This window comes from Pseudomonas sp. B3(2017) (genome assembly GCF_002113595.1).
Taxonomy (GTDB): domain Bacteria; phylum Pseudomonadota; class Gammaproteobacteria; order Pseudomonadales; family Pseudomonadaceae; genus Aquipseudomonas; species Aquipseudomonas ekonensis.
Genome location: NZ_NEIU01000023.1, coordinates 58,127 through 83,924 on the forward strand (window position 1 = coordinate 58,127; position 25,798 = coordinate 83,924).

Here is a 25,798-nt window from a genome sequence, read left to right on the forward strand (position 1 = left end):
CTAGGCCCCCAACACGCTTTGTCCGCAGACCCGCAAGGCCTGCCCGGTGAATGCCCCGGTGCCCGGCTGCGCCAGCCACGCCACCGCCTCGGCGACGTCCTGGGGCAGGCCGCCCTGGCCCAGGGAACTCATGCGCCGGCCGGCCTCGCGCAGGCCGAACGGAATGTGCGCGGTCATCTGGGTCTCGATGAAGCCGGGCGCCACGGCGTTGATGCTGATGCCCCGTGCCTGCAGCGTCGGCGCCCAGGCCTGGGCCAGCCCGATCAGCCCGGCCTTGCTCGCCGCGTAGTTGGTTTGCCCGCGGTTGCCGGCGATGCCGCTGATCGAGGCCAGCAGGATGATCCGTGCGTGGTCGTGCAGGGCGCCGCTGTCGAGCAGGGCCTGGGTCAGTGTCTGAGGGGCGTTGAGGTTGACCGCCAGCACCGCGTCCCAGAAGTCCGGCGTCATGTTGGCCAGGGTCTTGTCGCGGGTGATGCCGGCGTTGTGCACGAGGATGTCGAGGCCGTCGGGCAACTGTTCGGTCAGTTGCGCGGCGGCGTCCTCGGCGCAGATGTCGAGGGTGACGGCGCGCCCGCCCAGCCGTGCGGCGAGGGCCTCCAGGTCGCTTTTGGCCGGCGGCACGTCGAGCAGGATCACGTCGGCGCCGTCGCGGGCCAGGGTTTCGGCGATGGACGCGCCGATGCCCCGTGCCGCGCCGGTCACCAGCGCCTTGCGCCCGGCCAGGGGGCGTGTCCAGTCGCTGACCTGGGTGCTGCAGGCCTGGAGGCGGATGACCTGCCCGGACACGAAGGCGCTCTTGGGCGACAGGAAAAACCGCAGCGGGCCTTCCAGTTGGTCCTCGGCGCCGTCGCCGACGTAGATCAGCTGCAGGGTGCCGCCGCTGCGCAGCTCCTTGGCCAGCGAACGGGAGAACCCTTCGAGCGCCCGTTGCGCGCTGGCGGCGAACGGATCGTCCAGCGACTCCGGCGCGCGGCCCAGGATCACCAGGTGGGCGCAGCGGTCGAGGCTCTTCATCAGCGGCTGGAAGAATTCGCGCAGGCGCTTGAGCTGATCGGTGCGTTGCAGGTCGCTGGCGTCGAACACCACGGCCTTGAGTTTCGGGCCCGCGCCGGGAATCCACTCGGTGAGGGAGGCCGGTTCGTCGCCGTAGCGGTAGATGGCGTCGGTCAGGCGGTTGGCGAAGGCGCTGACGCGGGCGGCCAACGGCCCGCCGCCGATCAGCAGCGCGCCCTCCACCGGCCGCAGGCGCCCGGCCTGCCAGCGCTCCAGCCGCACCGGCGACGGCAGGCCCAGGGCGCCGACCAGGCGGTGGCCGAGGGACGAGTTGGCGAAGTCGATATAGCGGTCAGACATGGAACGCTCTCCGGAAAAAGATGCTCAGAGTGTGGACTGCCCAAGGCAAACAATCGTTCGGTCCGTGCAATAGGGCCTACGCTTGAACACTGAGGTTTAGCAGGTCTTGCGCAGAAATGCGGATCGGGCGCCGCAGGGTTTGGATCAAGACAGCCATGCCCCAGGAACTTGCTTAGGTTTGCAATCCAACAAGGAGCTTTTCATGACTCAGCTGCGCCGCGTCGCGATCATCGGCGGCAACCGGATACCGTTCGCCCGCTCCAACGGGCCCTACGCCACCGCCAGCAACCAGGCGATGCTCACCGCTGCGCTCGAAGGCCTGATCGAACGCTACGGCCTGCACGGCCTGCGCCTGGGCGAAGTGGCGGCGGGGGCGGTGCTGAAGCTGTCGCGGGACATGAACCTGACCCGCGAATGCGTGCTCGGCTCGCGGCTGTCGCCGGCCACGCCCGCCTACGACATCCAGCAGGCCTGCGGCACCGGCCTTGAGGCGGCGCTGCTGGTGGCCAACAAGATCGCCCTCGGCCAGATCGAGTGCGGCGTGGCTGGCGGCGTCGACACCACGTCGGACGCCCCCATCAGCGTCAGCGAAGGCCTGCGCAAGATCCTGCTGCAAGCCAACCGGGCCAAGACCACGGGCGACAAGCTCAAGACTTTTCTGCAATTGCGTCCCCGGCACTTGATCCCGGAGTTTCCGCGCAACGGCGAGCCGCGCACCGGCCTTTCGATGGGCGAGCACTGCGAGCTGATGGCGCAGACCTGGAACATCTCCCGCGAAGACCAGGACCTGCTGGCGCTGGACAGTCACCACAAACTGGCGGCGTCCTACAGCGAAGGCTGGCACAACGACCTGACCACGCCGTTTTTGGGCCTCACCCGCGACAACAACCTGCGCCCGGACCTGACCCTGGAAAAACTCGCGACCCTCAAGCCTGCCTTCGAGAAAAGCGCCAAGGGTACGCTGACCGCCGGCAACTCCACGCCGCTGACCGATGGCGCCTCGGTGGTGCTGCTGGGCAGCGAGCAATGGGCGCAGGCGCGGGGGCTGCCGGTGCTGGCGTACCTGCGGGACGGCGAAGCGGCGGCGGTGGATTTCGTCAACGGCGCCGAGGGGCTGCTGATGGCGCCGGTCTACGCGGTGCCGCGTCTGCTGGCGCGCAACGGCCTGACCCTGCAGGACTTCGACTACTACGAGATCCACGAAGCGTTCGCCGCCCAGGTGCTGTGCACCTTGAAGGCCTGGGAGGATGCGGACTACTGCAAGACCCGTCTGGGGCTCGACGCGCCGCTGGGCGCCATCGACCGCAGCCGGCTGAACGTCAAGGGCAGTTCGCTGGCGGCCGGGCATCCGTTCGCCGCGACCGGCGGGCGAATCGTGGCCAACCTGGCCAAGCTGCTGGACGCGGCGGGCCAGGGGCGCGGCCTGATCTCGATCTGTGCGGCGGGTGGGCAGGGCGTCACTGCCATCCTCGAACGCTGAGGGACTGTCGGCGGCCTCTCGGCCGCCATCGCCAGCCTGCTGGCGATGGCGCCAGTGAAGGCGCCGCAGAAAACGTCAGGTGCGGAAGCGTCTGACCAACCCGTCCAGCTCGTTCGACAGCCCCGCCAGGCTCTGGGAGTCCAGCCGCGCCGAGTTCGCCAGTTCCGCCACCAGTTGCGCATCGCCATGGATCTGGCTGATGTGGCGGTTGATGTCTTCGGCCACCTGGTGCTGCTCTTCGGCGGCCGTGGCGATCTGGGTGTTCATGTCGCGGATCACGTCCACCGATTCGCGGATCTGGCCGAAGCTTTCCCGCGCTTCGCCGATGCGCGCCACCGACTGCTGCGACACGTCGAGGCTGGCGCGCATCTGCTGGGTGACTTCGCTGGTGCGGCGGGCGAGGTTGCCCAACAGCCCGTCGATTTCCGCCGTCGAGTCCGCCGTGCGCTTGGCCAGCGCCCGCACCTCATCGGCCACCACCGCGAAGCCGCGGCCCTGCTCGCCGGCCCGGGCCGCCTCGATGGCGGCGTTGAGCGCCAGCAGGTTGGTCTGTTCGGCGATGGAGCGGATGGTGCCGAGGATCGACTGGATGTCGTTGCTGTCGCGCTCCAGCTGCTGCATCGACTGGGCCGACTGCTCCAGCTCCTGGCTCAACTGGTCGACGCTGTTCACCGCCGCGTCGATCTGCTGCTGGCCGTGGCGCGCCTGGCGCTGGCCGCTGTCGGCGGACTCGGCGGCCTGGCTGCACGAGCGGGCGACTTCGTTGGCGGTGGCGACCATTTCGTGGAACGCCGTGGACACCATGTCCACCGCTTCGCGCTGGCGCCCGGCGGCTTCGGCCATGTCGCCGGAGACCCGGGTGGAGCTCTGCGAGGTGGCGAGGATTTTCCCCGCCGCGCCGCCGATGTGCTGGATCAGGCTGCGGATCGCGGTGAGGAACTGGTTGAACCAGTTGGCCAGTTGCGCGGTTTCGTCGCTGCCGCGGATGTCGAGGTTCTTGGTCAGGTCGCCTTCGCCCTGGGCGATGCCTTCCAGGCCGCTGGCCACGCTGCGGATCGGCCGCACGATCAGGCTGGCGAAACTGGCGCCGACCACCGCGAACACCACCGCCAGCACCGCGGCGATGATTGCGATCAGCCAGGTCAGCTGGGTGGCGGAACTCATCACGTCGCTGCGCTTGATCAGGCCGACGAATGTCCAGCCCAGTTGCTCCGACGGCCAGACGTTGGCCATGTAGCGTTCGCCGTCCAGCTCGACTTCCACCAGTCCCTTGCCGGCCTTGGCCAGTTGCGCATAGCCGTCGCCGAGGCTGTCGAGGGCCTTGAAGTTGTGTTCCGGGCGCTTCGGATCCACCAGCACCGTGCCGCTGTTCTCCAGCAGCATCAGGTAGCCGGTTTCGCCGAGCTTGATCTGTTTGACGATCTCGGTGAGCTGCTTGAGCGTCACGTCGATGCTGACCACGCCGCCGTTGGCGCCCAGCTTGTTGTCGATGGTGCGCACGGTGCTGACGTAGGTCGCGTCGTCCTGCGCCCAGTAGTAGGCGGCGGTGCGCAGCGGCTTGCCCGGCTTGGCCTGGGCGGCCTTGTACCAGGGGCGCTGGCGCGGGTCGTAGTTGTTCAGCTTGGGGTCGTCGGGCCACGACACGTAGCCGCCGGCCGCCGTGCCGACGATGGCATAGGCGTAGGCCGGGTGGCTATTGCCCAGGTCCTGCAGGAAGGCGAACACCTTTTTGTCCATCTCGCCCTGGGGGACGCTCTCGGCGTTGGCGCTCATGTAGGTCTTGAGGCTGTCGTCGGTGTTCTTGATCAGCGGTTGCGTCGCCAGGTAGTCGACGTTCTGGCTGATGCCGTCGAAGAACAGCTGCATGGCGTTGCTGACCTGGCGGATCTCGCGTCCGCTGCCGTCGACGAATTCGTCCCGGGCATCGCTGCGCAGGTTCAGTACCACCAGGGTGGCGACCAGCACCACCGGCAAGCAGGCGATGATCGCAAACGCCCAAGTCAACTTCTGTTTGATGTTCATCCGCGCTCCAGATTTTCTTGTTAGCCCACGCAGTGCAGATGACTCGCGGTTATTGGCAGCCGAAAAACGTTGTGCAGCGTCCGGATCCTTCGGGGCGGCTTCGTTCTTTTTCGGGGAACGATTGTCGGACAAAATCCTCTGTCTCTGAGGACTTCGGCTGGCGGAGAGGGAAGTTGAGGGCCGCGCGGAAAAATCCTTCGGGCGGCGGCTCCCTGTGTCAGATTCTGTCGCAAATGCCTTCGGGATCCGCCGATAACAGTCCGCTCAGGCTCGGCTATGATTCGCCACGTTCCGGCACAGTGTGTGCATCGCAGGTTCACAGGTCGGCAACCCCTCCCCGTGACGCGAGGATTGCCGTATAACGAGTGACATTCGCGTGTTTGGTTATAAAGGACCCACAATAAAAGCTGATGAAGACTCCAAAACGCATTGAACCCCTGATCGAAGACGGTCTGGTCGACGAAGTGCTGCGCCCGCTCATGAGCGGTAAAGAAGCAGCTGTTTATGTGGTGCGCTGCGGCAATCAGTTACGTTGCGCCAAGGTCTACAAGGAGGCGAACAAACGCAGTTTCCGTCAGGCGGCCGAGTACCAGGAAGGCCGCAAGGTGCGCAACAGCCGGCAGGCCCGGGCGATGGCCAAGGGCTCGAAGTTCGGGCGCAAGGAGGCCGAGGACGCCTGGCAGAACGCCGAGGTCGCGGCGCTGTTCCGCCTGGCCAACGCCGGCGTGCGGGTGCCCAAGCCGTACGACTTCCTGGAGGGCGTGCTGCTGATGGAACTGGTGGCCGACGAGCACGGCGACGCGGCCCCGCGGCTCAACGACGTGGTGCTGGAGCCGGACCAGGCCCGTGAGTACCACGCGTTCCTGATCTCGCAGATCGTGCTGATGCTGTGTGCCGGGCTGGTGCACGGCGACCTGTCGGAGTTCAACGTGCTGCTGGCGCCGAGCGGGCCGGTCATCATCGACCTGCCGCAGGCGGTGGACGCGGCGGGCAACAACCACGCCTTCAGCATGCTGGAGCGGGACGTCGGCAACATGGCGTCGTACTTCGGCCGGTTCGCCCCGGAGCTGAAGAAGACCCGCTACGCCAAGGAAATGTGGGCGCTCTACGAGGCCGGCACCTTGCATCCGGGCAGCGTGTTGACCGGTGAGTTCGCCGACTCCGAAGAGCTGGCGGATGTCGGTGGGGTGATGCGCGAGATCGAAGCCGCCCGCCGCGAGGAGGAACGCCGCCGGGCCCTGCGTGAAGCGGAGGATGCGCCCCCGGGCAAGTCCGACGAGCCGCCGACGCCGCCGTGGATGCAGTGAGCGAGTGACTCCGGACACTGAAATCCTGCTGGCGATAGCTGCCAGACAGCCAACCGAGATTTGGCTGTGCCGGCCCTGTCGCTTGCAGTCAATCTCCCGCAATGGTTTGGGATGAGCGCCGATCCTGAGTGGATTCGCAGTACCTGTGGGAGCTGGCTTGCCAGCGATAGCGGCCTGACAGCCTCTCCCAATGTTGAATGTTCTGGCCCCATCGCTGGCAAGCCAGCTCCCACAGTGATTGGCGTGAATCACGATGCCAGTGTGGGAGCCAGCCTGCTGGCGATGGATCTCAAGCGCGGACCGGCTGCGCGCAGCACCCCGAGGCCAGTTCCTTGAGGATCGGGCAGTCCGGGCGGTGGTCACCGTGACAGTGCTCCACCAGGTCCTGCAGGGTGTCGCGCAGTTCGCCCAGTTCGCGGATTTTCTGGTTCAGCTCGTCGATGTGCTGGCGGGCCAGGGCCTTCACGTCGGCGCTGGCGCGCTGGCGGTCTTGCCATAGGGTCAGCAGCTTGCCGACCTCCTCCAGGGAAAAGCCCAGGTCGCGCGAGCGCTTGATGAACGCCAGGGTGTGCAGGTCGCCGTCGCCGTAGATCCGATAGCCGCTGTCGGTGCGGTGGGCCGCCTGGAGCAGGCCGATCGACTCGTAGTAGCGGATCATCTTCGCGCTCAGGCCACTGTGGCGGGCCGCTTGGCCGATGTTCATCGGTTGTCCTCCGGATCCTCGGGTTGCCAGGTCTTCAACAGTAGCGCATTGCTCACCACGCTGACGCTGGACAGCGCCATCGCCGCACCGGCCAGCACCGGGTTGAGCAGGCCGAACGCCGCCAGCGGGATGCCGATCAGGTTGTAGACGAAGGCCCAGAACAGGTTCTGGCGGATCTTGGCGTAGGTCTTGCGGCTGATCTGCAGGGCCGCCGGCACCAGGCGCGGGTCGCCGCGCATCAGGGTGATGCCGGCCGCATGCATGGCCACGTCGGTGCCGCCGCCCATGGCGATGCCGATGTCCGCGGCGGCCAGGGCCGGGGCGTCGTTGATGCCGTCGCCGACCATCGCCACCACGCCGGATTTCTTCAGCTCGGCGACCGTGGCGGCCTTGTCCGCCGGCAGCACTTCGGCGTGCACGCTGTCGATGCCCAGCGCCTCGGCGACCGCCCGTGCGCTGCCGCGGTTGTCGCCGGTCAGCAGGTGGCTGTGGATGCCTTCAGCGGCCAGGCGCTGCACGGCGGGCAGGGCGCCGGGCTTGAGGGTGTCGCCGAAGGCGAACAGGCCGAGCACGCGGGGTTCGGGGCCTTGCTCGATCAGCCACGACAGGGTACGGCCTTCGGCCTCCCAGGCTCTGGCGGCGTCGGCCAGCGTGCCGGCGCCCAGTCCGCTCTCCTCCAGCAGCCGGCGGTTGCCCAGGGCCAGGCGCCGCCCGTCGAGGTGGCCGGCGATGCCGCGGCCGGTCAGGGACTGGCTGTCGCTGACGTCCGGCACGCTCAGCCGGCGTTCGGCGCAGGCGTCCAGCACCGCTTTGGCCAACGGGTGTTCGCTGCCGCGCTGCAAGGCGCCGGCCTGTTTCAGCAGGGTGTCTTCGTCGCCGTCCCGTGCGCTGAAGTGGGCGATGCGCGGGGTGCCGGATGTCAGGGTGCCGGTCTTGTCGAAGACTACGGCGTTGACCTCATGGGCGCGCTCCAGCGCCTCGGCGTCCTTGATCAGGATCCCGTGGCGCGCCGCCACGCCGGTGCCGGCCATGATCGCGGTGGGCGTGGCCAGGCCGAGGGCGCACGGGCAGGCGATCACCAGCACGGCGACGGCGTTGATCAGCGCCGTCTCCAGCGGTGCGCCGTACAGCCACCAGCCGACCAGTGTGGCCAGCGCCAGCACCAGCACGGTGGGCACGAACACTTGGCTGACTTTATCCACCAGTTTCTGGATCGGCGCCTTGGCCGCCTGGGCGTCCTCCACCAGCCGGATGATGCGGGCCAGCACACTTTCGGCACCGAGCGCGGTGGTGCGCACCAGCAAGCGGCCTTCGCCGTTGATGGCGCCGCCGGTGACCGTGTCCCCCGGCCGCTTGGGCACCGGCAGGCTTTCGCCGCTGATCAGCGCTTCGTCGGCATGGCTCTGGCCTTCGAGCACTTCGCCGTCCACCGGGAAACGTTCGCCGGGTTTGACCAGCACGATGTCGTCAAGGCGCAAGGCGCTGATGGCCACGTCCTGTTCGCGGCCTTCGACGACCTGGACGGCACGCTCGGGCCGCAGCGCCTCCAGCGCACGGATGGCGCTGGCGGTCTGGCGCTTGGCGCGGCTTTCCAGGTATTTGCCCAGCAGCACCAGGGCGATCACCACCGCCGACGCTTCGAAGTACAGGTGCGGCATGCGCCCGGCGGCGGTGGCCCATTCGTACACGCTCAGGCCATAACCGGCGCTGGTGCCCAGGGCCACCAGCAAGTCCATGTTGCCGGCCCCGGCGCGGACGGCTTTCCAGGCCGCCTTGTAGAACCGTGCGCCGAAGATGAACTGCACCGGCGTGGCGAGGGCGAACTGCGCCCAGGCCGGCAGCATCCAGTGCACGCCGAACGGTTGCAGCAGCATCGGCAGCACCAGCGGCAAGGCCAGGGCGATGGCGCAGAACAGCGCCCAGCGCTCATGGTTCAGGCGTTGTTCTTGGGTGTCGGCGCCGGGCTGCTCAAGCTCGAAGACGCTGGCCGAATAGCCGGCCTTGCTCACGGCGGCGATCAGGCGCTGCGGGTCGACGGCGCCGAGCAGTTCCAGGTGGGCCCGTTCGTTGGCGAGGTTGACGCTGACGTGCTTCACCCCGGCGACTTTGGCCAAGGCGCGTTCGACCCGGCCGACGCAGGAGGCGCAGGTCATGCCGTCGATGCTCAGTTCCAGCGTCTGCTGCGGCACGCTGTAGCCGGCGTGCGCCACGGCGTCGATCAGCGCCGGCAGACTGTCGCCGGGCGCCTGCACGCGGGCCTGCTCGGTGGCGAGGTTGACGCTCACGGCGCTGGCGCCGCTGACCTTGCTCAAGGCCCGCTCGACCCGACCGGCGCAGCTGGCGCAGGTCATGCCCGCGATGGGCAGGTCGAAGGTGATGGATTCGGACATCGGTCGTACTCCCTGTAGTGGATGCCTACAAGGATCAACCTTGCCATGCGGGCAAGGTCAAGCGCCAATCGCCAGGTTGTCGCAGGGGAGGGCGGTGCACTTGGGGGGCCTATCGTCAGCAGGCTGGCTCCCACAAGTGTTCCGCGGTGTCAGGCGAGATTCCCTGTGGGAGCCGGCCTGCTGGCGATGGCGCCCGCCCAGACACCGCAAAGCAGGAATCAAGGCTCAGTAGCCCAGCCCGGTGCGCTTGAGGTACATGCCGTCGCGGGTCATGGCGATCCGGTATTTCTGCACGTCGCCGGCCTTGAGCGTGATGTCCTGGGAACCCGGCGCCAGCATGCCCGGATTGCAGCCCGGCATTTGCCCCGGCAGCAGTTTCAGGCGCAGCGACACGGTGCCCGGCGGCAGGTTGAACGAGGTGCTCTGTTCCTGGAACAGCCGCGCCGACAGTTGATCCTGGATGTAGATGCCGATCTCGCAGGGGGTCGAGACTTCCAGGCGCTCGCGGGAAATGATCAGCACCCCGTAATCCTCGGCGGCGGCGTGCGCCGAAGGGATCGCGGCAAAGAGACTGAGGAAGCCAAACAGGCTGAAAACTGACCAGCGCATGGCTGAATCTCCTGAAATCGAGTCATTGATGCACGCAGCTTGGCCGACTGAAGCGTCGATTGCCAGCCCGGCAGTTGTTCGCAGAACTTGACCTTGCCATGGTGGCAAGCCTGAGACTGCCGGCAACCTCACTCGAAAAGGAGTCGTTCCATGCAAGTGTTCACGGTAGAAGGCATGTCCTGCGGTCACTGCGTCCGGGCCATCACCCAGGCGGTGCAGAGCAAGGATCCCGCCGCCAGCGTGCGGGTCGATCTGGCGGCCAGGGAAGTGGGTGTCGAGAGTGCGCTGAGCGCCGAACAAGTGATCGCCGCCATCAGCGAGGAAGGCTACGCCGTCAAGGTTGCCTGACCGGTTCGATAGATAGCGAGCTACCGGACTGTCCGAGGCGTCCCGGCGCGGCTAGACTGTCGGGCTTGTCCCATGCCCGACACCTTGCCCGACCTGGATGCCTGATGAACCTGCGTACAATTCTGATTCTCGGCGCCTTGAGCGCCTTCGGCCCGCTGGCGATCGACTTCTATCTGCCGGCCTTCCCGTCCATGGCGCAGGCGTTCGGCACCGATGAGAAACACGTTCAGCTGACGTTGGCGGCGTATTTCCTCGGGCTGTCTTTCGGCCAGTTGCTGTACGGCCCGGTGGCTGACCGTTTCGGCCGGCGCATTCCGCTGCTCACCGGCATCGGCCTGTTCACCGTCGCCTCCCTGGCGTGCGCCTATGCGCCGAGCCTGGAGTGGCTGATCGGCGCGCGGTTCGTGCAGGCGCTCGGCGGCTGCGCGGGGATGGTGATCTCCCGGGCGGTGGTCAGCGACAAGTGCGACGCGGTGGGCGCGGCCAAGGTCTTTTCGCAACTGATGCTGGTGATGGGGCTGGCGCCGATCCTGGCGCCGATGCTCGGCGGCCTGCTGGTCAACACCACGGGATGGCAGTCGATCTTCCTGGCGCTGACCGGCTTCAGCGCGCTGGCCGGAGTGGCGGTGGCGCTGGGCCTGCCGGAAAGTCTGCCGGCCCATGTGCCGCGTCAACCGTTGTCCGGCGCGCTGCGCCAGTACGGACGGCTGATCAAGGATCCGATCTATCTCGGCCACGCCCTGACCGGCGGCATCGCCATCGCCGGGATGTTTTCCTACATCGCCGGTTCACCGTTCGTGCTGATCAAACTCTACGGCGTCCCGGCCGAGCATTTCGGCTGGTTCTTCGGCGCCAACGCGGCGGGGTTCATTCTGGTGGCGCAGGTCAATGCGCGGCTGCTGGCCAAGCGCGGCCCGGCGTTCCTGCTGGCGCGTGCGGTCTGGGTGTACCTGACGGCCGGGCTGACGCTGCTGGCGGTCAGTGCGCTGCATACCGCTGCGCTGTGGCCGCTGCTGATTCCGCTGTTCATCTGCATCGCCAGCCTGGGCTGCATCCTGCCGAATGCGTCGGCCTGTGCGATGAACGGCCAGGGCGCCCGGGCCGGCAGCGCGTCGGCGATGCTCGGTTTCCTGCAGTTCAGCGTGGCGTCCGGGGCGGCGGCGCTGGTCGGCGTGCTGCACGACGGCAGCGCGATGCCGATGGCCATGGTCATCAGCCTGTGCGGACTGCTGGTGGTGAGCGCGGCGGTGTTCACCCGTCGTTTGCAGAATGCCCGTGCGTTGGCGCTGGCGCTGGCGCAGGCCGAGGCCTGAGGCGCTTGGGTCAGCCGGCGGCGCGTTGCTGGCCGGGGTCGGGGATCCGGTGGGGCGCGTGAAGGCGCGCTTCGAGGGTGCGGGTGAAGGCCAAGGCTTCGGCCTCGCTGCGGAAGGTCACGGCGTGCTGGTCAAGACGGACTTGCCACTGGGACTTTGCCACTTCTTTTATCAGGATCTTCATTGCTGACCTCCCGTACGTAAAAGATTGCATCGCAGAGGTCTCGATTGTAGACCCGAATGCGATCGCATTTGTGACAAGGGTCAATTCTCGGACTGACGGTGCCGCCCGCCGTCGGACGGCACCGTCAGCCCTGCGGATCAGAAGCCTTCCAGCACGATCTTGCCCTTGGCCTTGCCGCTTTCCAGCAGCGCGTGGGCGCGGCGCAGGTTGGCGGCGGTGATGCGGCCGAAGTGCTCGCCGACCGTGGTCTTCAGGGTGCCGTCGTCAATCAGCCCGGCTACGCGGTTGAGCAGCTTGTGCTGTTCGAGCATGTCGGCGGTCTCGAACAGCGAGCGGGTGTACATGAACTCCCAGTGCAGCGACAGGCTCTTGCGCTTGAGCTTGGTCACGTCCAGCGACTTGGGGTCATCGATCAGCGCCAGTTTGCCTTGCGGCGCCAGGGCCTCGACCAGTTGGTCCAGATGCTGGTCGGTCTGGGTCAGGCTGGCGACATGGGTCACGTGGCCGATGCCGGCGCGTTTGAGTGCTTCGCTCAGCGGCTGGCTGTGGTCGATCACGTGGTCGGCGCCCAGTGCGCTCACCCAGTCGCGGGTCTGCGGGCGGGAAGCGGTGCCGATCACCGTCAGGCCGGTCAGGCGGCTGGCCAGTTGGGTCAGGATCGAGCCGACGCCGCCGGCCGCGCCGACGATCAGCAGGCTCTGGCCTTCGTCTTGCGCGCCTTCGCGGATCTGCAGGCGTTCGAACAGCAGTTCCCAGGCGGTGATGGCCGTCAGCGGCAAGGCGGCGGCTTCGGCAAACCCCAGGGACTTGGGCATGTGGCCGACGATCCGCTCATCCACCACATGCAGCTCGCTGTTGCCCCCGGCCCGGGCGATGGAGCCGGCGTAGAACACCTTGTCGCCGGCCTTGAACAGCGTCACCTCGCTGCCGACCGCCTTGACCGTGCCGGCCACGTCCCAGCCCAGCACTTTCGCCGCGCCGCCTTCCGGCGCCACGTTCTGGCGGACCTTGGTGTCCACCGGGTTGACCGAGATGGCTTTGACTTCCACCAGCAGGTCGCGGGGGCCGGGGACCGGTTCCGGCAGTTCGATGTCTTGCAGGGATTTCTCGTCGCTGATCGGCAGGGACGCGTAATAGGCGATGGCTTTCATGAGGGACTCCGGGAAAAGGGAAAGGGATCAGGCGATGGCGCGCAGGCGCTTGAGTTCGAAGTGTTCGAGGAACTCGCCGGCCTGCGCCCGGAAATGCTGGATGTGGGCGCTGGCGTCGTGGGCCTGGAGGGCTTCGTCGCTGGCCCAGCGTTCGATCATGTAGAAGGCCAGCGGGTTGGCCAGGTCCTGGTGCAGGTCGTACTGGCTGCAGCCGGCCTCGGCACGGGTCGGTGCGATGAGGGCGCGCAGGTGCTGTTCGAGGGCCTCTTGCCGGCCGGGTTTGGCGATCAGGGTGGCGATGGCGGTGAAGGGTTGGGACATGTTCGGCTCCGCAAGCGTGATGTGTTCGATGGGGTGGATCATTGGCTATTTCGGTGCGCGATAAAACCGGCTAAAAGAACAGTCTCTTTCAATGGTTTTTTGATAATCGAGGTCGGGATGCTGCGTTTCGATGACTTGCAGCTGTTTGTGCGGGCGGCGGACCTGGGCAGCCTGTCGGCGGCGGCGCGGGTGATGGACATGTCCGCCGCGGTGGCCAGCGCGGCGCTCAAGCGCATCGAACGTCAGTTGGGCGCGCGTCTGCTGGCGCGCTCCACCCGCAGCCTGCGCCTGACCGCCGAGGGCGAGGGGTTTCTCGAATACGCCCGGGCGGCGCTGGGCAGCCTGGATGAAGGCCGGCGTTTGCTGGCCAGCGGGCAGGATCAGGTCAGCGGTGTCTTGCAGCTGTCCGCGCCCTCGGACTTCGGTCGCAACCTGCTGTTGCCGTGGCTCGACGAGTTCCAGCGCGAACACCCCAGGCTCACCGTGCGCCTGTTGCTGGGCGACCGCATCGCCGACCTGTTCCGGCAACCGGTGGACATCGCCCTGCGCTACGGTGAGCCGGAAGACTCCAGCCTGGTGGCGCTGCCCGTCGCGCCCGACAACCGCCGCGTGCTGTGCGCAGCGCCGGCCTACCTGAAACGGTGCGGGGAGCCGCGCCAGCTGGAGCAGTTGGCGCAGCACAATTGCCTGCTGTACATGCTCGGCGGCCGGGTCCACGACCACTGGACCTTTCACGACGGCAAGCGCGAGGTCGGGTTGACCGTCAGCGGCGACCGCTTCAGCGACGATGCCGACGTGGTGCGCCTGTGGGCGGTGGCGGGGGCGGGCATCGCCTACAAGTCCTGGCTGGATGTAGCGGCGGATGTCGAGGCCGGGCGCCTGCGGGTGCTGCTGCCTGAGCTGCTGTGTGAGCGGGCTCCGCTGAATCTGCTGTGCGCCCATCGCGCTCAGTTGAGTAAGCCGGTGAACCTTTTGCGGGCGATGCTCGCCAGCCGATGCGCGGAAGTGGGTAGCCGGTTTCCCGCTTTGCGCGCGGTTGATCATTAGTCGCATGCAAATAGAGAAATTTCCCTCAGGATCAATCACCACTCAAGCCCGTCCCGGCGCGGGACGCGGCGACCATCGCGCTTATACTAGCGCTCGCCTCGTGCCTGCCCGGGCGTTTGCGCGAGCGGTCCGCTGCACGGCCGCCGGCGCGCCTTGGCCGTCGGTCCTTGACCGGTCAAGATGCCCGCGGGCAGTAGTCGAATCGATTCAACAGGGAGTGAATACATGGAACATGCACCTTGCATCAGCCAGATCGCCGCGTTGCTGGCCGATCCCAAGCGCAGCGCGATGATGTGGGCGCTGATGGACGGTTCGGCCCGGCAGACCGAGGAACTGGCCCTGCTGGCAGGGCTGTCGCCGTCTTCGGCCAGCGCGCACCTGACGCGGTTGTCCTCCGGTGGTCTGTTGAAGGTCGAAAACCGTGGGCGCAAGCGCTTTTTCCGCTTGGCGGCGCCGGAGGTCGGGGCCGCGATCGAGGCACTGGCCAGTGCCTCGATCGCCAGCGCCCCCCGGGACATTCCGCCAGCGCTCACCGGCACCGCACCGATTCTGCGGCCGCGACCGGCCCCGTCGCCGCTGCTGCGCGCGCGCTTTTGCGATGACCACCTGGGCGGCACGCTGGCCGCCGATCTTTACCAGAGCCTGCTCGATGCCGGCTGGATCGAGCAGCTTGAGCAACGGGTCGCGGTCACCCACAAGGGGGCCACGCAACTGGCGGCCCGGGGCGTGTTCATCCAGGCCCTGGCCCATCGCAACGTGCAGGTGGCCTGCGCCTGTCCGGACTGGAGCGAACGCCGCCCGCACATGGGCGGCTCGCTCGGCGCGGCGTTGCTCCAGCTGTTCATGCAATCGGGCTGGCTGATGCTGCTCAACGAGTCCCGGGCGCTGCAGCTGACGGCGGCGGGGCAGCGGGAAATCCATCGGTTTGTCCGCGAGCCCGAGCTGGAGATGGCGTAGCGGCGATGCGGGTGCGGGAGCCCGAATGCCGGCGATGGCGGATGTCCAGTCAACGGAGAGGTTGAATGCCATGGCCCCATCGCCGGCAGGCGGGCTTGCGCAGTTTCGGCGTCAGGGTTTTACCAACCGTGCGTCCAGGCTGTTCTGCGCCAGGCGTTTGGCCTGGTCTTGGGTCATGCCCAGGTGGGTGTGCAGCGCGTGGAAGTTCTCGGTGACGTAACCGCCGAAGTACGCCGGGTCGTCCGAGTTCACCGTCACCTTCACTCCGCGTTCGAGCATGTCGAGGATGTTGTGCTGGGACATGTGGTCGAACACGCACAGTTTGGTGTTCGACAACGGGCACACGGTCAGCGGGATCTGCTCGTCGATGATGCGCTGCATCAGGCGCTCGTCTTCGATGGCGCGCACGCCGTGGTCGATGCGCTGGATCTTCAGCAGGTCGATGGCTTCCCAGATGTACTCCGGCGGGCCTTCCTCGCCGGCGTGGGCGACGGTCAGGAAGCCTTCGCTGCGGGCGCGGTCGAACACCCGCCGGAACTTGCTCGGCGGATGGCCCATCTCGGAGCTGTCCAGGCCCACGGCCACGAACGCATCGCGAAACGGCAGCGCCTGGTCGAGGGTCTTCTGCGCTTCGTCTTCGCTCAGGTGGCGCAGGAAGCTCAGGATCAGGCCGCTGGTGATGCCCAATTGCTGCTCGCCGTCCTTCAGGGCGGCGGCGATGCCGTTGAGCACGGTCTCGAACGGGATGCCCCGGTCGGTGTGGGTCTGCGGGTCGAAGAACGGTTCGGTGTGGATCACGTTCTGTGCCTTGCAGCGCAGCAGGTAGGCCCAGGTCAGGTCGTAGAAGTCCTGGGAGGTGCGCAGCACGTCGGCGCCCTGGTAGTACAGGTCGAGGAATTCCTGCAGGTTGTTGAAGGCGTAGGCCTTGCGCAGGGTGTCGACGTCGCTCCACGGCAGGGCGATCTTGTTGCGTTCGGCCAGGGCGAACAGCAGCTCGGGCTCCAGCGAGCCTTCGAGGTGCAGGTGCAGCTCCGCCTTGGGCAGGGCATTCAGCCAGTCGTACATGGTCTTTTCTCATCTGGTGCGGTTGGCGGGCATTCTACAGATGTGCGCCGCAACAGATGGCAAAACCTGACCGGGCGATCATCGTGCGGCTCGGACAAAAACGCTGGGCGCCAGCCAGCTGGCGATGGCGTCGGTCGAGGCACCGCAAGGCAGGAGCAATACCGTCGCTCCCACCCTGGATGCCCGAGGATCAGGCGCCGGCGATCAGTTGCCGGGCCGCCTGGCTGTGGTCAGCGATCAGGCCCTTGAGGTCCAGCCCTTCGACCTGGCCGTCGATGACCCGCCACTGGCCGCCGACCATCACCCGGTCGGCCCGGTCCGCGCCGCACAGCAGCAGCGCCGACACCGGGTCGTGGCTGCCGGAGAACCGCAGTTCATCGAGCTTGAACAGCGCCAGGTCGGCCTGCTTGCCCACCGCCAGCTCGCCGATGTCGGTGCGCCCCAGAAGGCTCGCCGAGCCTTTGGTCGCCCAGCCCAGCACCCGTTCCGGGGTGATCTTTTCGGCGCCGTAGCGCAGGCGCTGGATATACAGGGCCTGGCGTGCTTCGAGGATCATGTTCGACGCGTCGTTGGACGCCGAACCGTCCACGCCCAGGCCCAGCGGCGCGCCGGCGGCGGTCAGTTCGATGCTTGGGCAGATGCCGGACGCCAGGCGCATGTTCGAGCTCGGGCAATGGCAGATGCCGGTGCCGGCGGCGCCGAGGCGGGCGATTTCGTCGGGGTTGAAGTGGATGCCGTGGGCCAGCCAGGTGCGCGGGCCGAGCCAGCCGACGCTGTCCAGGTAGTCCACGGTGCGCAGGCCGAACCGTTGCAGGCAGAAGTCTTCCTCGTCGAGGGTTTCGGCCAGGTGGGTGTGCAGGCGCACGTCGAGCTTGTCGGCGAGTTCGGCGCTGGCCGACATGATTTGCGGGGTCACCGAAAACGGCGAGCACGGCGCCAGGGCGATCTGGATCTGCGCACCGTCGCCGCGCTCGTGGTACTCGCGGATCAGGCGCTGGCTGTCGTCCAGAATCACTTGGCCTTCTTGTACGGTCTGCTGCGGCGGCAGGCCGCCGTCCTTCTCGCCCAGGCTCATCGAGCCCCGGGTGAGCATCGCCCGCATGCCCAGCTCGCGCACGCTCTGCACCTGCACGTCGATGGCGTTCTCCAGGCCGTCCGGGAACAGGTAATGGTGATCGGCGGCGGTGGTGCAGCCCGACAGCAGCAGTTCGGCCAGGGCGACCTTGGTGGCCAGCGCGAGCTTCTCCGGCGTCAGGCGCGCCCACACCGGGTACAGGGTCTTCAGCCACGGGAACAGCGGCTGGTTGACCACCGGCGCCCAGGCGCGGGTCAGGGTCTGGTAGAAGTGGTGATGGGTGTTGATCAGGCCCGGCAGGATGACGTGCTCACGGGCGTCGAACACTTGATCGCACGGCGCGGACGGTCGCTGGCCGGCGGCGAGCGTTTCGGCGATCAGGCCGTCCTGCAGCACCAGGCCGCCACGGGCGTCGAGGTGGTTGGCGGTGAAGATCGCGAGGGGATTCTGTAGCCAGATACGGGTCGCAGGCATGGTGGCCGGCTCCTCTGAAAGTAGGGTTCAGGGTTGCCAGCTCAGTGTTGCCCTGTCTGCTGATCCAGGGTCGCCGCGGGGGCGAGGTGCGCAGTGTCGGGCAAAACCGTGCCGCGGGCAAGCCGCTTCCGACCGGACAGCCCCCGCAAATGCGCTGCCCTCACTGACGCCATCGCCAGCAGGCTGGCTCCCACAGGAAGCTTGGGGTGAATGCAGAATCTGCGGCCACCCAAAAGCCCTGTGGGAGCGGGCAGGGGATCACCAGGGAATGGTCTCGCCCTTGTAGTTGACGAAATGATGCCCGCCCTTGCCGGCGAACGCATCCACCTGATCCACCAGGCCGCGGGTGCTGGTGTCCACGTCGATGTCGGCGCCTTCGCCGCCCATGTCGGTCTTCACCCAGCCCGGATGCAGCGACAGCACGGTGAGCTTCTGCTCGCCCAACTGGGTGACGAAGCTGTTGGTCATCGAATTGAGCGCTGCCTTGCTGGCCTTGTAGAGGGCCAGTTCCGGCGCGTCGGGCATGGTCACGCTGCCCAGCACCGAACTCATGAACGCTAGCACACCGCTGCCGTCGCGGATCTGCCCGACGAAGCGCTGGGCCAGGTTGATCGGTGCCACGGCGTTGGTGAAGAACAGCTGGCCGACCTCCGCCAGCGTCGCGCCGCCGGGCGTCTGCACCTCGGGGCCCTTGACCCCGGCGTTGACGAACAGCAGATCGAAGGTCTCGCCCTTGAGCTGCTGGCTGAGGGCGATCACGGCTTGCTGGTCGTCCATGTCGAGTTTCTCGATGCGCACCTTGCCCAGCGCTTGCAGCGCCTGGGCCTTCTGCGGATCGCGGACGGTCGCGGTGACTTGCCAGCCGTCGGCCAGCAGGGTTTTAACCAGGCCCAGGCCCAGGCCTCGGGAGGCGCCGATGATCAGTGCGGTTTTTGCGGACATGAAGGGCTTCCTTGAATGTTCAGGCTCGTGGGTTCAGCGGGCAAGCCTGGCCGAGCCGCTGCTGCAGCTCGGCGCGCAGGGCGCCCAGTTCGTTGATGCGGGTTTCGATCAATTGCAGCTTGTCGCGCAGCAGTTGCGCGACGGCGCTGTCCGGGTCGGGCGCCTGCCACAGCGCGGCGACGCTGCCGCCGATTTCGTTGAGGGTGAATCCCAGGCGCTGGGCGGTCTTGATGTAGAGCACCAGTTGCACCGTCTCCGGCGGATAGTCGCGGTAGCCGTTGGCCGTGCGCTGTGCGGCGATCAGCCCGCGCTGCTCGTAGAAGCGCAAAGTGTCGCGGCTGACGGCGCTGACCTGGGCTAACTCACCGATGCGCATCTGGGACATCCCGAAAGTGTTTGACCTTGGAGCATACTCCAGGCTTTAGCGTGAGTGCTCCCTGAATGTTCGGAGCATGGACGATGTGGACTTCAACGCAGTATCGCCGCCTGGTGCGCGGCAGTGCCTGGTATGACCTGATCGTGACGGCGGCGTTTGCCACACCGTGGAGTTTTGCCTGGGTGCATGAAGGTTTGACGGTGCTGGGCCGGGCACTGGGTCTGCCCGGAGAGCTGCCGGCGTTTGCCCCGGAGCACTTGCTGATGGCGAACCTGTTGGGCTCAGTGGTGTGCGTATGGGCGGTGCTGCGGATCCGTGATCCGCAACCGCTGTACGGTCGGTACGACGCAGTGGCGAGGTTTCTCTTCGCGACCTGGCAAGCCTACGCCTGGGTGCACGGCGCCAGCGCGTTGTTGCTGGGCTTCCTGCTGTTTGAGCTGGCGTGGGGAATCGCCCAGGTGCTGCCTGTGGATAAAGCGGTTTCCTGGCCATCTGGTCAGAACCACGCTGCGGCAGGGGCCGGCGGCCATTGATGCAGAGCGCTCAACCCCAAAAGGCTGCATGAGCAGACGCCACTTGGCGCCGAGGCCGTTGCTCCGGCACAGGTTTTGCGCGTCGTGGGCTGGTCAAAAAACGATCAAGCCCGTGGGAACCTTGCGGGATCGGCGGCTGCGCCAGCCATGAACGGCTTATCCACAGGTTGCTCCACAGTATTTGTGCGCAAGCGCAAACGCCGGGCATAAGCGCCGCCCGGCTTTCTTCCAAAGGTGATAAACCGAGCTAACTGATTGTTTTAGTGTGGAATTTGCTTTTCGATCGGCAAATTGGGCGAAAAGTGAACAAACCCCGCAAAGCCCCATGACAGAAGGGTTACAGCGGGATGTGCTCAGGTTATCCACAGCCGGGCCCACAGGCGATGTGGGCAACTGTGTGGAATAAGCGGTCAGGGTGCCTCGGCGGGCCTCAGCGCTGGAGCACGATCCGCCCGCGGCTCAAATCGGCCAGTTGCGTTTGCAGTGCCTCGATCTGCGCCGAACCGACGGCCAGTCGCAATTCGACGCCGTTGGCGGTGAAGTTTTCCTCTTCCACCAGCCCGCCGAGTTCCGCCACCCGCAGTTTCACCAAGGCCAGTTCGCCGAAGGCGCAGGCGCAGCGCAGCGGCACGCGACTGACCAGCTCGGTTTTCGCCGCTGCCTGCAGGCACTTGTTGGCCCCGCCGCCGTAGGCCCGGGCCAGGCCGCCGGTGCCCAACTGAATGCCGCCGTACCAGCGGATCACCAGCACCGCGACCCGGTCGCAGTCCTGGGCCTCGATGGCCGCCAGGATCGGCCGCCCGGCGGTGCCGCCCGGTTCGCCGTCATCGTTGCTGCGGTACTGGTCGCCGAGTTTCCAGGCCCAGCAATTGTGCGAGGCGTTCAGGTCGCTGTGCCGTTCGATGAACGCCTGCGCCTCGGCGGGGCTGTCGATCGGTGCGGCGAAGGTGATGAAACGGCTTTTGCGAATCTCTTCGCGGAATTCGCAAAGGCCGCTGAGGGTGAATGGCATAAGCGTCTTATATAGAAGGAGTGAGGCCGCAGCCCTTGAGGATGATGCGGATCAGGTTGTCGCCGGCGTCTTCCATGTCCTGCTTGGTCAGTTTGCTGCGGCCGGTGACCCGGCAGATCTGTGTGGCGAAGTCGGCGTAATGCTGGGTGCTGCCCCACAGCAGGAAGATCAGGTGTACCGGGTCCACCGGATCCATCTTGCCGGCGTCGATCCAGGCCTGGAACACCGCTGCCCGGCCCTGGAACCAGGCGCGGTAGTCCTGGTTGAAATACTCGGTCAGGCATTCGCCGCCGCTGATCACCTCCATGGCGAAGATCCGCGAGGCCTGCGGCTGACGCCGGGAGAATTCCATCTTGGCGCGGATGTAGCGGGTCAGCGCTTCGGCCGGATCGTCGTCGGCGGTGAGGGTGTTGAAGGTGCTGTCCCACAGTTGGAGGATGTTGCTCAGCACCGCCACGTACAGCCCCAGCTTGTTGGTGAAGTAGTAATGCAGGTTCGCCTTGGGCAACCCGGCCTTGGTGGCGATGGTGTTCATGCTGGTGCCTTTGTACCCGTGACGGGCGAACTCGTCTTCGGCGGCTTTGATGATGGTCTCTTCGTTCTTCTGACGAATGCGGCTGGCGGGCTTGCCGCCATGGGCTGGGACTTCAAGGGTCATAGGCGCTTCCGGGTCGGTTTTGTTGGGGAAACCAGTGGCGTTGATAGCGCACCCGCACGTCCCAGACAAGACCTGGTGCGATAAACCCCGTGCAGGCGCCAGCCTGCTGGCGATGGCGCTGGGGCGCACGGATTTCAGCGCGTGGCCGCCAGGCTGTCGAGAAAACTCTCCAGCACCAGATGCGGCCGCCGTCCCTTGCGCGTGACCGAAGCCAGGCTCAGGTCATAGAAGCGGCTGCCGGCCTTGAGCGCCCGCAGACGTCCCTGCTGCACCCAGAGGCTGGCGTAGTGATCCGGCAGGTAACCGATGTAGCGCCCGGTGAGGATCAGGAACGCCATGCCCTCGCGGTCCGAAGCGCTGGCGGTGCAGTTGAGCGCCTGATAGTGCGCCTGGATCTCAGCCGGCAAGCGGAAGGTCGGGGCGATGGCGTCCTGGCTGTTGAGGCGCTCGTCGTCCAGTTGCTTGTCGTCCGCATAGAACAGCGGATGCCCGACCGCGCAATAGAGCAACGAGCGTTCACTGTACAGCGGCTGGTACTCCAGCCCCGACAGCGCGCTGGCCTGGGGCACCACGCCGACGTGCAGGCGACCGTCGAGCACGCCTTGCTCGACTTCGTTGGGGGCGATCATGCGGATCTGGATCTGCACGTCCGGCCCGCGCTCCTTCAGTTGCGCCAGGGCATGGGTGATGCGCATGTGGGGCAGGGTGACGAGGTTGTCGGTCAGACCGATGATCAGCTCACCCCGCAAATGTTGGTGCAGGCCGTTGACCTCGGTGCGGAAGGTTTCCAGCGCGCTCAACAGTTGCAGCGCCGATTGATAGACCTCCCGGCCTTCTTCGGTCAGGGAGAACCCGGCGCGCCCGCGTTGGCACAGGCGCAGGCCGAGGCGCTGCTCAAGGTCGCTCATCTGCTGGCTGATCGCCGAGCGGCCGATGCCGAGCACGGTCTCCGCCGCGGAGAACCCGCCGGACTCGACCACGCTGCGGAAGATGCGCAGCAGGCGAATGTCAAAGTCGCTGACCTGGGCCAGCGGATCGGGGCGGCGGCTGCTCATGTTCAAAGGCTCAATGTTTAGCGGTGTTCTAACTGAAGGTTAGAAAAGTTGAATTTCACCGACTTTATCGGCGTGGCAACGTAGCTGCAACAACGACTTTCATCTCCCTGCCGCTTATCGCCCTGCGAGGTTTTGCCCATGAACATGCCTGAAAACGCGTCGTCGCCACTGGCCAGCCAACTGAAGCTGGACGCGCACTGGATGCCGTACACCGCGAACCGCAACTTTCAGCGCGATCCGCGCCTGATCGTCGGCGCCGAGGGCAGCTGGCTGATCGACGACAAGGGCCGCAAGGTGTACGACTCGCTGTCCGGCCTGTGGACCTGCGGCGCCGGGCACACCCGCAAGGAAATCCAGGAAGCGGTCACCAAGCAGCTGGGCACCCTCGACTATTCGCCGGGTTTCCAGTACGGCCACCCACTGTCGTTCCAGCTGGCGGAGAAAATCACCGCGCTGACCCCGGGCAACCTGAACCACGTGTTCTTCACCGACTCCGGCTCCGAGTGCGCCGACACTGCGGTGAAAATGGTGCGCGCCTACTGGCGCCTGAAAGGCCAGCCGACCAAGACCAAAATGATCGGCCGCGCCCGTGGCTACCATGGCGTGAACATCGCCGGCACCAGCCTGGGCGGCGTCAACGGCAACCGCAAGCTGTTCGGTCAGGCGATGATGGACGTCGACCACTTGCCGCATACCCTGCTGGCGAGCAATGCCTTCTCCCGCGGCATGCCGGAGCAGGGCGGCATCGCCCTGGCCGACGAGCTGCTGAAGCTGATCGAACTGCACGACGCCTCCAACATCGCGGCGGTCTTCGTTGAGCCGCTGGCCGGTTCCGCCGGCGTGCTGGTGCCGCCGCAGGGTTACCTCAAGCGTCTGCGCGAAATCTGCGACCAGCACGGCATCCTGTTGGTGTTCGACGAAGTGATCACCGGTTTCGGCCGTACCGGCACCATGTTCGGCGCCACCACGTTCGGCGTGACCCCGGATCTGATGTGCATCGCCAAGCAAGTCACCAACGGCGCCATCCCGATGGGTGCGGTGATCGCGAGCACCGAGATCTACCAGACCTTCATGAACCAGCCGACGCCGGAATATGCGGTGGAATTCCCCCACGGCTACACCTACTCGGCGCACCCAGTGGCCTGTGCCGCCGGCATCGCGGCCCTCGACCTGCTGCAGAAGGAAAACCTGGTGCAGAGCGTGGCCGAAGTCGCGCCGCACTTCGAGAATGCGCTGCACGGCCTGAAGGGTTCGAAGAACGTCATCGACATCCGCAACTACGGCCTGGCCGGCGCGATCCAGATCGCCGCCCGCGACGGCGACGCCATCGTGCGTCCGTTCGAGGCCGGCATGGCGCTGTGGAAAGCCGGGTTCTACGTGCGCTTCGGCGGCGACACCCTGCAGTTCGGCCCAACCTTCAACAGCAAGCCGCAAGACCTCGACCGTCTGTTCGACGCGGTCGGCGACGTGCTGAACAAGCTCGACTGATTCTTCTCTCTATATAGACCTACAAATAGCAGGCACCCGGCCATGGGGGCCTGTGGACAAATTCAGGAGTTCCCGATGAGCGTTATCCCGCATTTGATCAATGGCGAACTGGTGACCGAGAACGGTCGCGCGGTCGATGTGTTCAACCCGTCCACCGGCCAGGCGATCCACAAGCTGCCGCTGGCCAGCCGCGAAACCATCCAGCACGCCATCGACGCGGCCAAGGCAGCATTCCCGGCCTGGCGCAACACGCCGCCGGCCAAGCGCGCCCAGGTCATGTTCCGCTTCAAGCAACTGCTGGAGCAGAACGAATCGCGCATCGCCCAACTGATCAGCGAAGAGCACGGCAAGACCCTGGAAGACGCCGTGGGTGAGCTCAAGCGCGGCATCGAGAACGTCGAGTTCGCCTGTGCCGCCCCGGAAATCCTCAAGGGCGAGTACAGCCGCAACGTCGGCCCGAACATCGACGCCTGGTCCGACTTCCAGCCGCTGGGCGTGGTGGCCGGCATCACGCCGTTCAACTTCCCGGCCATGGTGCCGCTGTGGATGTACCCGCTGGCCATCGTCTGCGGCAACTGCTTCATCCTCAAACCGTCCGAGCGTGACCCGAGCTCGACCCTGCTGATTGCTCAGTTGCTGCTGGAAGCGGGCCTGCCCAAAGGTGTGCTGAGTGTCGTGCATGGCGACAAAGCGGCCGTGGATGCGCTGATCGAGGCGCCGGAAGTCAAGGCACTGAGCTTCGTGGGTTCGACCCCGATCGCCGAATACATCTATGCCGAAGGCACCAAGCGCGGCAAGCGCGTCCAGGCCTTGGGCGGGGCGAAGAACCACGCGGTGCTGATGCCGGACGCCGACCTGGACAACGCCGTCAGCGCACTGATGGGCGCGGCTTACGGTTCGTGCGGCGAGCGCTGCATGGCGATTTCGGTGGCGGTGTGCGTCGGCGACCAAGTGGCGGATGCCCTGGTGGCCAAACTGGTGCCGCAGATCAAGGCACTGAAGATCGGCGCCGGCACTTCCTGCGGCCTGGACATGGGGCCGCTGGTGACCGGTCAGGCCCGCGACAAGGTCAGCGGTTATGTCGATGACGGCGTGGCGGCGGGGGCGACCCTGGTGGTCGACGGTCGCGGCCTGAGCGTACCGGGGCACGAAGAAGGCTTCTTCCTCGGCGGCTGCCTGTTCGACAACGTCACTCCCGAGATGCGTATCTATAAAGAAGAGATCTTCGGGCCGGTGCTGTGCATTGTCCGGGTGAACAGCCTGGAAGAAGCCATGCAACTGATCAACGATCACGAATACGGCAACGGCACCTGCATCTTCACCCGCGACGGGGAAGCGGCGCGGCTGTTCTGCGACGAGATCGAAGTCGGCATGGTCGGCGTCAACGTGCCGCTGCCGGTGCCGGTGGCCTATCACAGCTTCGGCGGCTGGAAACGTTCGCTGTTCGGCGACCTGCATGCCTACGGCCCGGACGGCGTGCGCTTCTACACCCGCCGCAAGGCGATCACCCAGCGCTGGCCGCAGCGTTCGAGCCATGAAGCCTCGCAGTTCGCGTTCCCTAGCTTGTAAATAGAGGGAAAAGAAGGCCGACCTCGAAGAGGTCGGCCTTCTTGTTTTCGGGGTGCCTTGACCGATATGACAGAAATATGAAAAAGGTGTTGACGGCAGATTTCAGTTCTCTATAATTCGCCCCACTTCCGGCGCAGTCGAAGCGGAAAACTCCTTGAGATTCAACGAGTTGCGAAGTTTTCGGCAGCGGGTCGCTTCAGTTCAGCGAAGCCCGGAGGGAGTCGAAGAGGGTGGTGCTGTTTGGCCCTTTCGGCGTTTCGATCCTCCCGGTCGAAAGCGGAGAAAAGAGGTGTTGACAGCAGCGTGCAACGCTGTAGAATTCGCCTCCCGCTGACGAGAGATCGAAAGCGCAAGTGGTTGAAGTTG

General features: G+C 66.2%; 24 protein-coding genes and 1 pseudogene. 9 read left to right on the forward strand and 16 right to left on the reverse strand.

The genetic code is table 11. The features are described 5' to 3' along the window. A complete protein-coding gene (locus CAG33_RS25110; RefSeq protein WP_085640935.1) occupies positions 1 to 1,353 on the reverse strand; it encodes a 3-oxoacyl-ACP reductase in 1,353 nt (450 codons plus the stop codon). A gap of 202 nt (positions 1,354 to 1,555) precedes the next feature. Here CAG33_RS25110 and CAG33_RS25115 point away from each other — a divergent pair, with 202 nt between their 5' ends. Beyond that, complete coding sequence (locus tag CAG33_RS25115; protein WP_085640945.1) at positions 1,556 to 2,833, forward strand: acetyl-CoA C-acetyltransferase; 1,278 nt, start codon at positions 1,556 to 1,558, stop codon at positions 2,831 to 2,833. A gap of 75 nt (positions 2,834 to 2,908) precedes the next feature. Here CAG33_RS25115 and CAG33_RS29135 read toward each other — a convergent pair whose 3' ends face one another. Continuing rightward, a complete protein-coding gene (locus CAG33_RS29135) occupies positions 2,909 to 3,676 on the reverse strand; it encodes a methyl-accepting chemotaxis protein (RefSeq protein WP_371857102.1) in 768 nt (255 codons plus the stop codon). A 90-nt stretch (positions 3,677 to 3,766) separates the two neighbouring features. Further along, positions 3,767 to 4,855: pseudogene (locus CAG33_RS29140) on the reverse strand (cache domain-containing protein); the annotation flags it as partial. Between the two features lie 410 nt (positions 4,856 to 5,265). Here CAG33_RS29140 and CAG33_RS25125 point away from each other — a divergent pair. After that, complete coding sequence (locus CAG33_RS25125; RefSeq protein WP_085582626.1) at positions 5,266 to 6,162, forward strand: PA4780 family RIO1-like protein kinase; 897 nt, start codon at positions 5,266 to 5,268, stop codon at positions 6,160 to 6,162. A gap of 289 nt (positions 6,163 to 6,451) precedes the next feature. On the opposite strand, the gene cueR is transcribed toward CAG33_RS25125, so the two are convergent. The 3 genes from cueR to CAG33_RS25140 form a co-directional block, all read right to left on the reverse strand. Beyond that, positions 6,452 to 6,865, reverse strand: coding sequence for a Cu(I)-responsive transcriptional regulator (gene cueR / locus CAG33_RS25130; protein ID WP_085582624.1), 414 nt, complete (start codon positions 6,863 to 6,865; stop codon positions 6,452 to 6,454). Further along, positions 6,862 to 9,255 carry a heavy metal translocating P-type ATPase gene (locus CAG33_RS25135; protein WP_085640937.1) on the reverse strand — a complete coding sequence of 798 codons (2,394 nt, stop codon included), beginning with the start codon at positions 9,253 to 9,255 and terminating at the stop codon, positions 6,862 to 6,864. Before CAG33_RS25135 ends, cueR begins: the two co-directional genes overlap by 4 nt. 225 nt (positions 9,256 to 9,480) lie before the next feature. Beyond that, positions 9,481 to 9,864: a hypothetical protein gene (locus CAG33_RS25140; protein WP_085582620.1), complete on the reverse strand. Its 384-nt coding sequence runs from the start codon at positions 9,862 to 9,864 to the stop codon at positions 9,481 to 9,483. A gap of 150 nt (positions 9,865 to 10,014) precedes the next feature. On the opposite strand from CAG33_RS25140, the gene CAG33_RS25145 reads away from it, so the two are divergent. Continuing rightward, positions 10,015 to 10,212 carry a heavy-metal-associated domain-containing protein gene (locus tag CAG33_RS25145; RefSeq protein WP_085582618.1) on the forward strand — a complete coding sequence of 66 codons (198 nt, stop codon included), beginning with the start codon at positions 10,015 to 10,017 and terminating at the stop codon, positions 10,210 to 10,212. 104 nt (positions 10,213 to 10,316) lie between these two features. Continuing rightward, on the forward strand, positions 10,317 to 11,525 hold the full coding sequence (locus tag CAG33_RS25150) for a multidrug effflux MFS transporter (RefSeq protein ID WP_085640939.1): 1,209 nt from the start codon (positions 10,317 to 10,319) through the stop codon (positions 11,523 to 11,525). A 10-nt stretch (positions 11,526 to 11,535) separates the two neighbouring features. On the opposite strand, the gene CAG33_RS28605 is transcribed toward CAG33_RS25150, so the two are convergent. From CAG33_RS28605 to CAG33_RS25160, 3 genes are all read right to left on the reverse strand, one after another. Continuing rightward, complete coding sequence (locus CAG33_RS28605) at positions 11,536 to 11,709, reverse strand: hypothetical protein (RefSeq protein WP_170929978.1); 174 nt, start codon at positions 11,707 to 11,709, stop codon at positions 11,536 to 11,538. Between the two features lie 137 nt (positions 11,710 to 11,846). Beyond that, positions 11,847 to 12,860: a zinc-binding alcohol dehydrogenase family protein gene (locus tag CAG33_RS25155; RefSeq protein ID WP_085634064.1), complete on the reverse strand. Its 1,014-nt coding sequence runs from the start codon at positions 12,858 to 12,860 to the stop codon at positions 11,847 to 11,849. 27 nt (positions 12,861 to 12,887) lie between these two features. Next, positions 12,888 to 13,181 carry a putative quinol monooxygenase gene (locus CAG33_RS25160; protein ID WP_085582959.1) on the reverse strand — a complete coding sequence of 98 codons (294 nt, stop codon included), beginning with the start codon at positions 13,179 to 13,181 and terminating at the stop codon, positions 12,888 to 12,890. 117 nt (positions 13,182 to 13,298) lie between these two features. Here CAG33_RS25160 and CAG33_RS25165 point away from each other — a divergent pair, with 117 nt between their 5' ends. Together CAG33_RS25165 and CAG33_RS25170 are read left to right on the forward strand one after the other, a co-directional pair. Continuing rightward, positions 13,299 to 14,228: a LysR family transcriptional regulator gene (locus tag CAG33_RS25165; protein ID WP_085582612.1), complete on the forward strand. Its 930-nt coding sequence runs from the start codon at positions 13,299 to 13,301 to the stop codon at positions 14,226 to 14,228. 225 nt (positions 14,229 to 14,453) lie between these two features. Then, entirely contained in the window at positions 14,454 to 15,185 is a 732-nt protein-coding gene (locus CAG33_RS25170) for a helix-turn-helix transcriptional regulator (RefSeq protein WP_085640941.1), read from the forward strand. Between the two features lie 111 nt (positions 15,186 to 15,296). On the opposite strand, the gene CAG33_RS25175 is transcribed toward CAG33_RS25170, so the two are convergent. The 4 genes from CAG33_RS25175 to CAG33_RS25190 all read right to left on the reverse strand — a co-directional run bounded on the left by CAG33_RS25175 (position 15,297) and on the right by CAG33_RS25190 (position 19,117). Then, positions 15,297 to 16,250: an adenosine deaminase gene (locus CAG33_RS25175; RefSeq protein ID WP_085582608.1), complete on the reverse strand. Its 954-nt coding sequence runs from the start codon at positions 16,248 to 16,250 to the stop codon at positions 15,297 to 15,299. A 190-nt stretch (positions 16,251 to 16,440) separates the two neighbouring features. Beyond that, entirely contained in the window at positions 16,441 to 17,799 is a 1,359-nt protein-coding gene (locus CAG33_RS25180) for an 8-oxoguanine deaminase (protein WP_085582606.1), read from the reverse strand. Between the two features lie 258 nt (positions 17,800 to 18,057). Further along, positions 18,058 to 18,741 carry an SDR family oxidoreductase gene (locus tag CAG33_RS25185; protein WP_085634066.1) on the reverse strand — a complete coding sequence of 228 codons (684 nt, stop codon included), beginning with the start codon at positions 18,739 to 18,741 and terminating at the stop codon, positions 18,058 to 18,060. Between the two features lie 19 nt (positions 18,742 to 18,760). Beyond that, on the reverse strand, positions 18,761 to 19,117 hold the full coding sequence (locus CAG33_RS25190; RefSeq protein ID WP_085582957.1) for a MerR family transcriptional regulator: 357 nt from the start codon (positions 19,115 to 19,117) through the stop codon (positions 18,761 to 18,763). An 83-nt stretch (positions 19,118 to 19,200) separates the two neighbouring features. Here CAG33_RS25190 and CAG33_RS25195 point away from each other — a divergent pair, with 83 nt between their 5' ends. Beyond that, entirely contained in the window at positions 19,201 to 19,650 is a 450-nt protein-coding gene (locus tag CAG33_RS25195) for a hypothetical protein (RefSeq protein WP_085582954.1), read from the forward strand. A 430-nt stretch (positions 19,651 to 20,080) separates the two neighbouring features. On the opposite strand, the gene CAG33_RS25200 is transcribed toward CAG33_RS25195, so the two are convergent. The 3 genes from CAG33_RS25200 to CAG33_RS25210 form a co-directional block, all read right to left on the reverse strand. Then, positions 20,081 to 20,662, reverse strand: coding sequence for a YigZ family protein (locus CAG33_RS25200; RefSeq protein ID WP_085634067.1), 582 nt, complete (start codon positions 20,660 to 20,662; stop codon positions 20,081 to 20,083). 7 nt (positions 20,663 to 20,669) lie between these two features. Continuing rightward, positions 20,670 to 21,320 carry a TetR/AcrR family transcriptional regulator gene (locus tag CAG33_RS25205; RefSeq protein ID WP_085634068.1) on the reverse strand — a complete coding sequence of 217 codons (651 nt, stop codon included), beginning with the start codon at positions 21,318 to 21,320 and terminating at the stop codon, positions 20,670 to 20,672. 134 nt (positions 21,321 to 21,454) lie between these two features. After that, the gene (locus CAG33_RS25210) at positions 21,455 to 22,375 is read right to left on the reverse strand and encodes a LysR family transcriptional regulator (RefSeq protein ID WP_085582599.1); all 921 of its coding nucleotides are present in this window, start codon (positions 22,373 to 22,375) and stop codon (positions 21,455 to 21,457) included. A gap of 138 nt (positions 22,376 to 22,513) precedes the next feature. Between CAG33_RS25210 and CAG33_RS25215 the strand changes: the two genes are divergently transcribed. Then, a complete protein-coding gene (locus CAG33_RS25215; protein ID WP_085582597.1) occupies positions 22,514 to 23,863 on the forward strand; it encodes an aspartate aminotransferase family protein in 1,350 nt (449 codons plus the stop codon). 75 nt (positions 23,864 to 23,938) lie between these two features. Next, a complete protein-coding gene (locus CAG33_RS25220; RefSeq protein ID WP_085640943.1) occupies positions 23,939 to 25,432 on the forward strand; it encodes a CoA-acylating methylmalonate-semialdehyde dehydrogenase in 1,494 nt (497 codons plus the stop codon). Positions 25,433 to 25,798: the final 366 nt, after the last annotated feature.

Bases quoted from the DNA above. Each gene is read 5' to 3' on its own strand.
- CAG33_RS25180 (WP_085582606.1), bottom strand. From the start codon at position 17,799: ATGCCTGCGACCCGTATCTGGCTACAGAATCCCCTCGCGATCTTCACC.
- CAG33_RS25135 (WP_085640937.1), bottom strand. From the start codon at position 9,255: ATGTCCGAATCCATCACCTTCGACCTGCCCATCGCGGGCATGACCTGC.
- CAG33_RS25190 (WP_085582957.1), bottom strand. From the start codon at position 19,117: ATGCGCATCGGTGAGTTAGCCCAGGTCAGCGCCGTCAGCCGCGACACT.
- CAG33_RS25200 (WP_085634067.1), bottom strand. From the start codon at position 20,662: ATGCCATTCACCCTCAGCGGCCTTTGCGAATTCCGCGAAGAGATTCGC.
- CAG33_RS25210 (WP_085582599.1), bottom strand. From the start codon at position 22,375: ATGAGCAGCCGCCGCCCCGATCCGCTGGCCCAGGTCAGCGACTTTGAC.
- CAG33_RS25175 (WP_085582608.1), bottom strand. From the start codon at position 16,250: ATGTACGACTGGCTGAATGCCCTGCCCAAGGCGGAGCTGCACCTGCAC.
- CAG33_RS25115 (WP_085640945.1), top strand. From the start codon at position 1,556: ATGACTCAGCTGCGCCGCGTCGCGATCATCGGCGGCAACCGGATACCG.
- CAG33_RS25150 (WP_085640939.1), top strand. From the start codon at position 10,317: ATGAACCTGCGTACAATTCTGATTCTCGGCGCCTTGAGCGCCTTCGGC.
- CAG33_RS25205 (WP_085634068.1), bottom strand. From the start codon at position 21,320: ATGACCCTTGAAGTCCCAGCCCATGGCGGCAAGCCCGCCAGCCGCATT.
- CAG33_RS25195 (WP_085582954.1), top strand. From the start codon at position 19,201: ATGTGGACTTCAACGCAGTATCGCCGCCTGGTGCGCGGCAGTGCCTGG.
- CAG33_RS25185 (WP_085634066.1), bottom strand. From the start codon at position 18,741: ATGTCCGCAAAAACCGCACTGATCATCGGCGCCTCCCGAGGCCTGGGC.
- CAG33_RS28605 (WP_170929978.1), bottom strand. From the start codon at position 11,709: ATGAAGATCCTGATAAAAGAAGTGGCAAAGTCCCAGTGGCAAGTCCGT.
- CAG33_RS25155 (WP_085634064.1), bottom strand. From the start codon at position 12,860: ATGAAAGCCATCGCCTATTACGCGTCCCTGCCGATCAGCGACGAGAAA.
- CAG33_RS25170 (WP_085640941.1), top strand. From the start codon at position 14,454: ATGGAACATGCACCTTGCATCAGCCAGATCGCCGCGTTGCTGGCCGAT.
- CAG33_RS29135 (WP_371857102.1), bottom strand. From the start codon at position 3,676: ATGGCCGAAGCCGCCGGGCGCCAGCGCGAAGCGGTGGACATGGTGTCC.
- cueR (WP_085582624.1), bottom strand. From the start codon at position 6,865: ATGAACATCGGCCAAGCGGCCCGCCACAGTGGCCTGAGCGCGAAGATG.
- CAG33_RS25165 (WP_085582612.1), top strand. From the start codon at position 13,299: ATGCTGCGTTTCGATGACTTGCAGCTGTTTGTGCGGGCGGCGGACCTG.
- CAG33_RS25215 (WP_085582597.1), top strand. From the start codon at position 22,514: ATGAACATGCCTGAAAACGCGTCGTCGCCACTGGCCAGCCAACTGAAG.
- CAG33_RS25125 (WP_085582626.1), top strand. From the start codon at position 5,266: ATGAAGACTCCAAAACGCATTGAACCCCTGATCGAAGACGGTCTGGTC.
- CAG33_RS25110 (WP_085640935.1), bottom strand. From the start codon at position 1,353: ATGTCTGACCGCTATATCGACTTCGCCAACTCGTCCCTCGGCCACCGC.
- CAG33_RS25220 (WP_085640943.1), top strand. From the start codon at position 23,939: ATGAGCGTTATCCCGCATTTGATCAATGGCGAACTGGTGACCGAGAAC.
- CAG33_RS25140 (WP_085582620.1), bottom strand. From the start codon at position 9,864: ATGCGCTGGTCAGTTTTCAGCCTGTTTGGCTTCCTCAGTCTCTTTGCC.
- CAG33_RS25160 (WP_085582959.1), bottom strand. From the start codon at position 13,181: ATGTCCCAACCCTTCACCGCCATCGCCACCCTGATCGCCAAACCCGGC.
- CAG33_RS25145 (WP_085582618.1), top strand. From the start codon at position 10,015: ATGCAAGTGTTCACGGTAGAAGGCATGTCCTGCGGTCACTGCGTCCGG.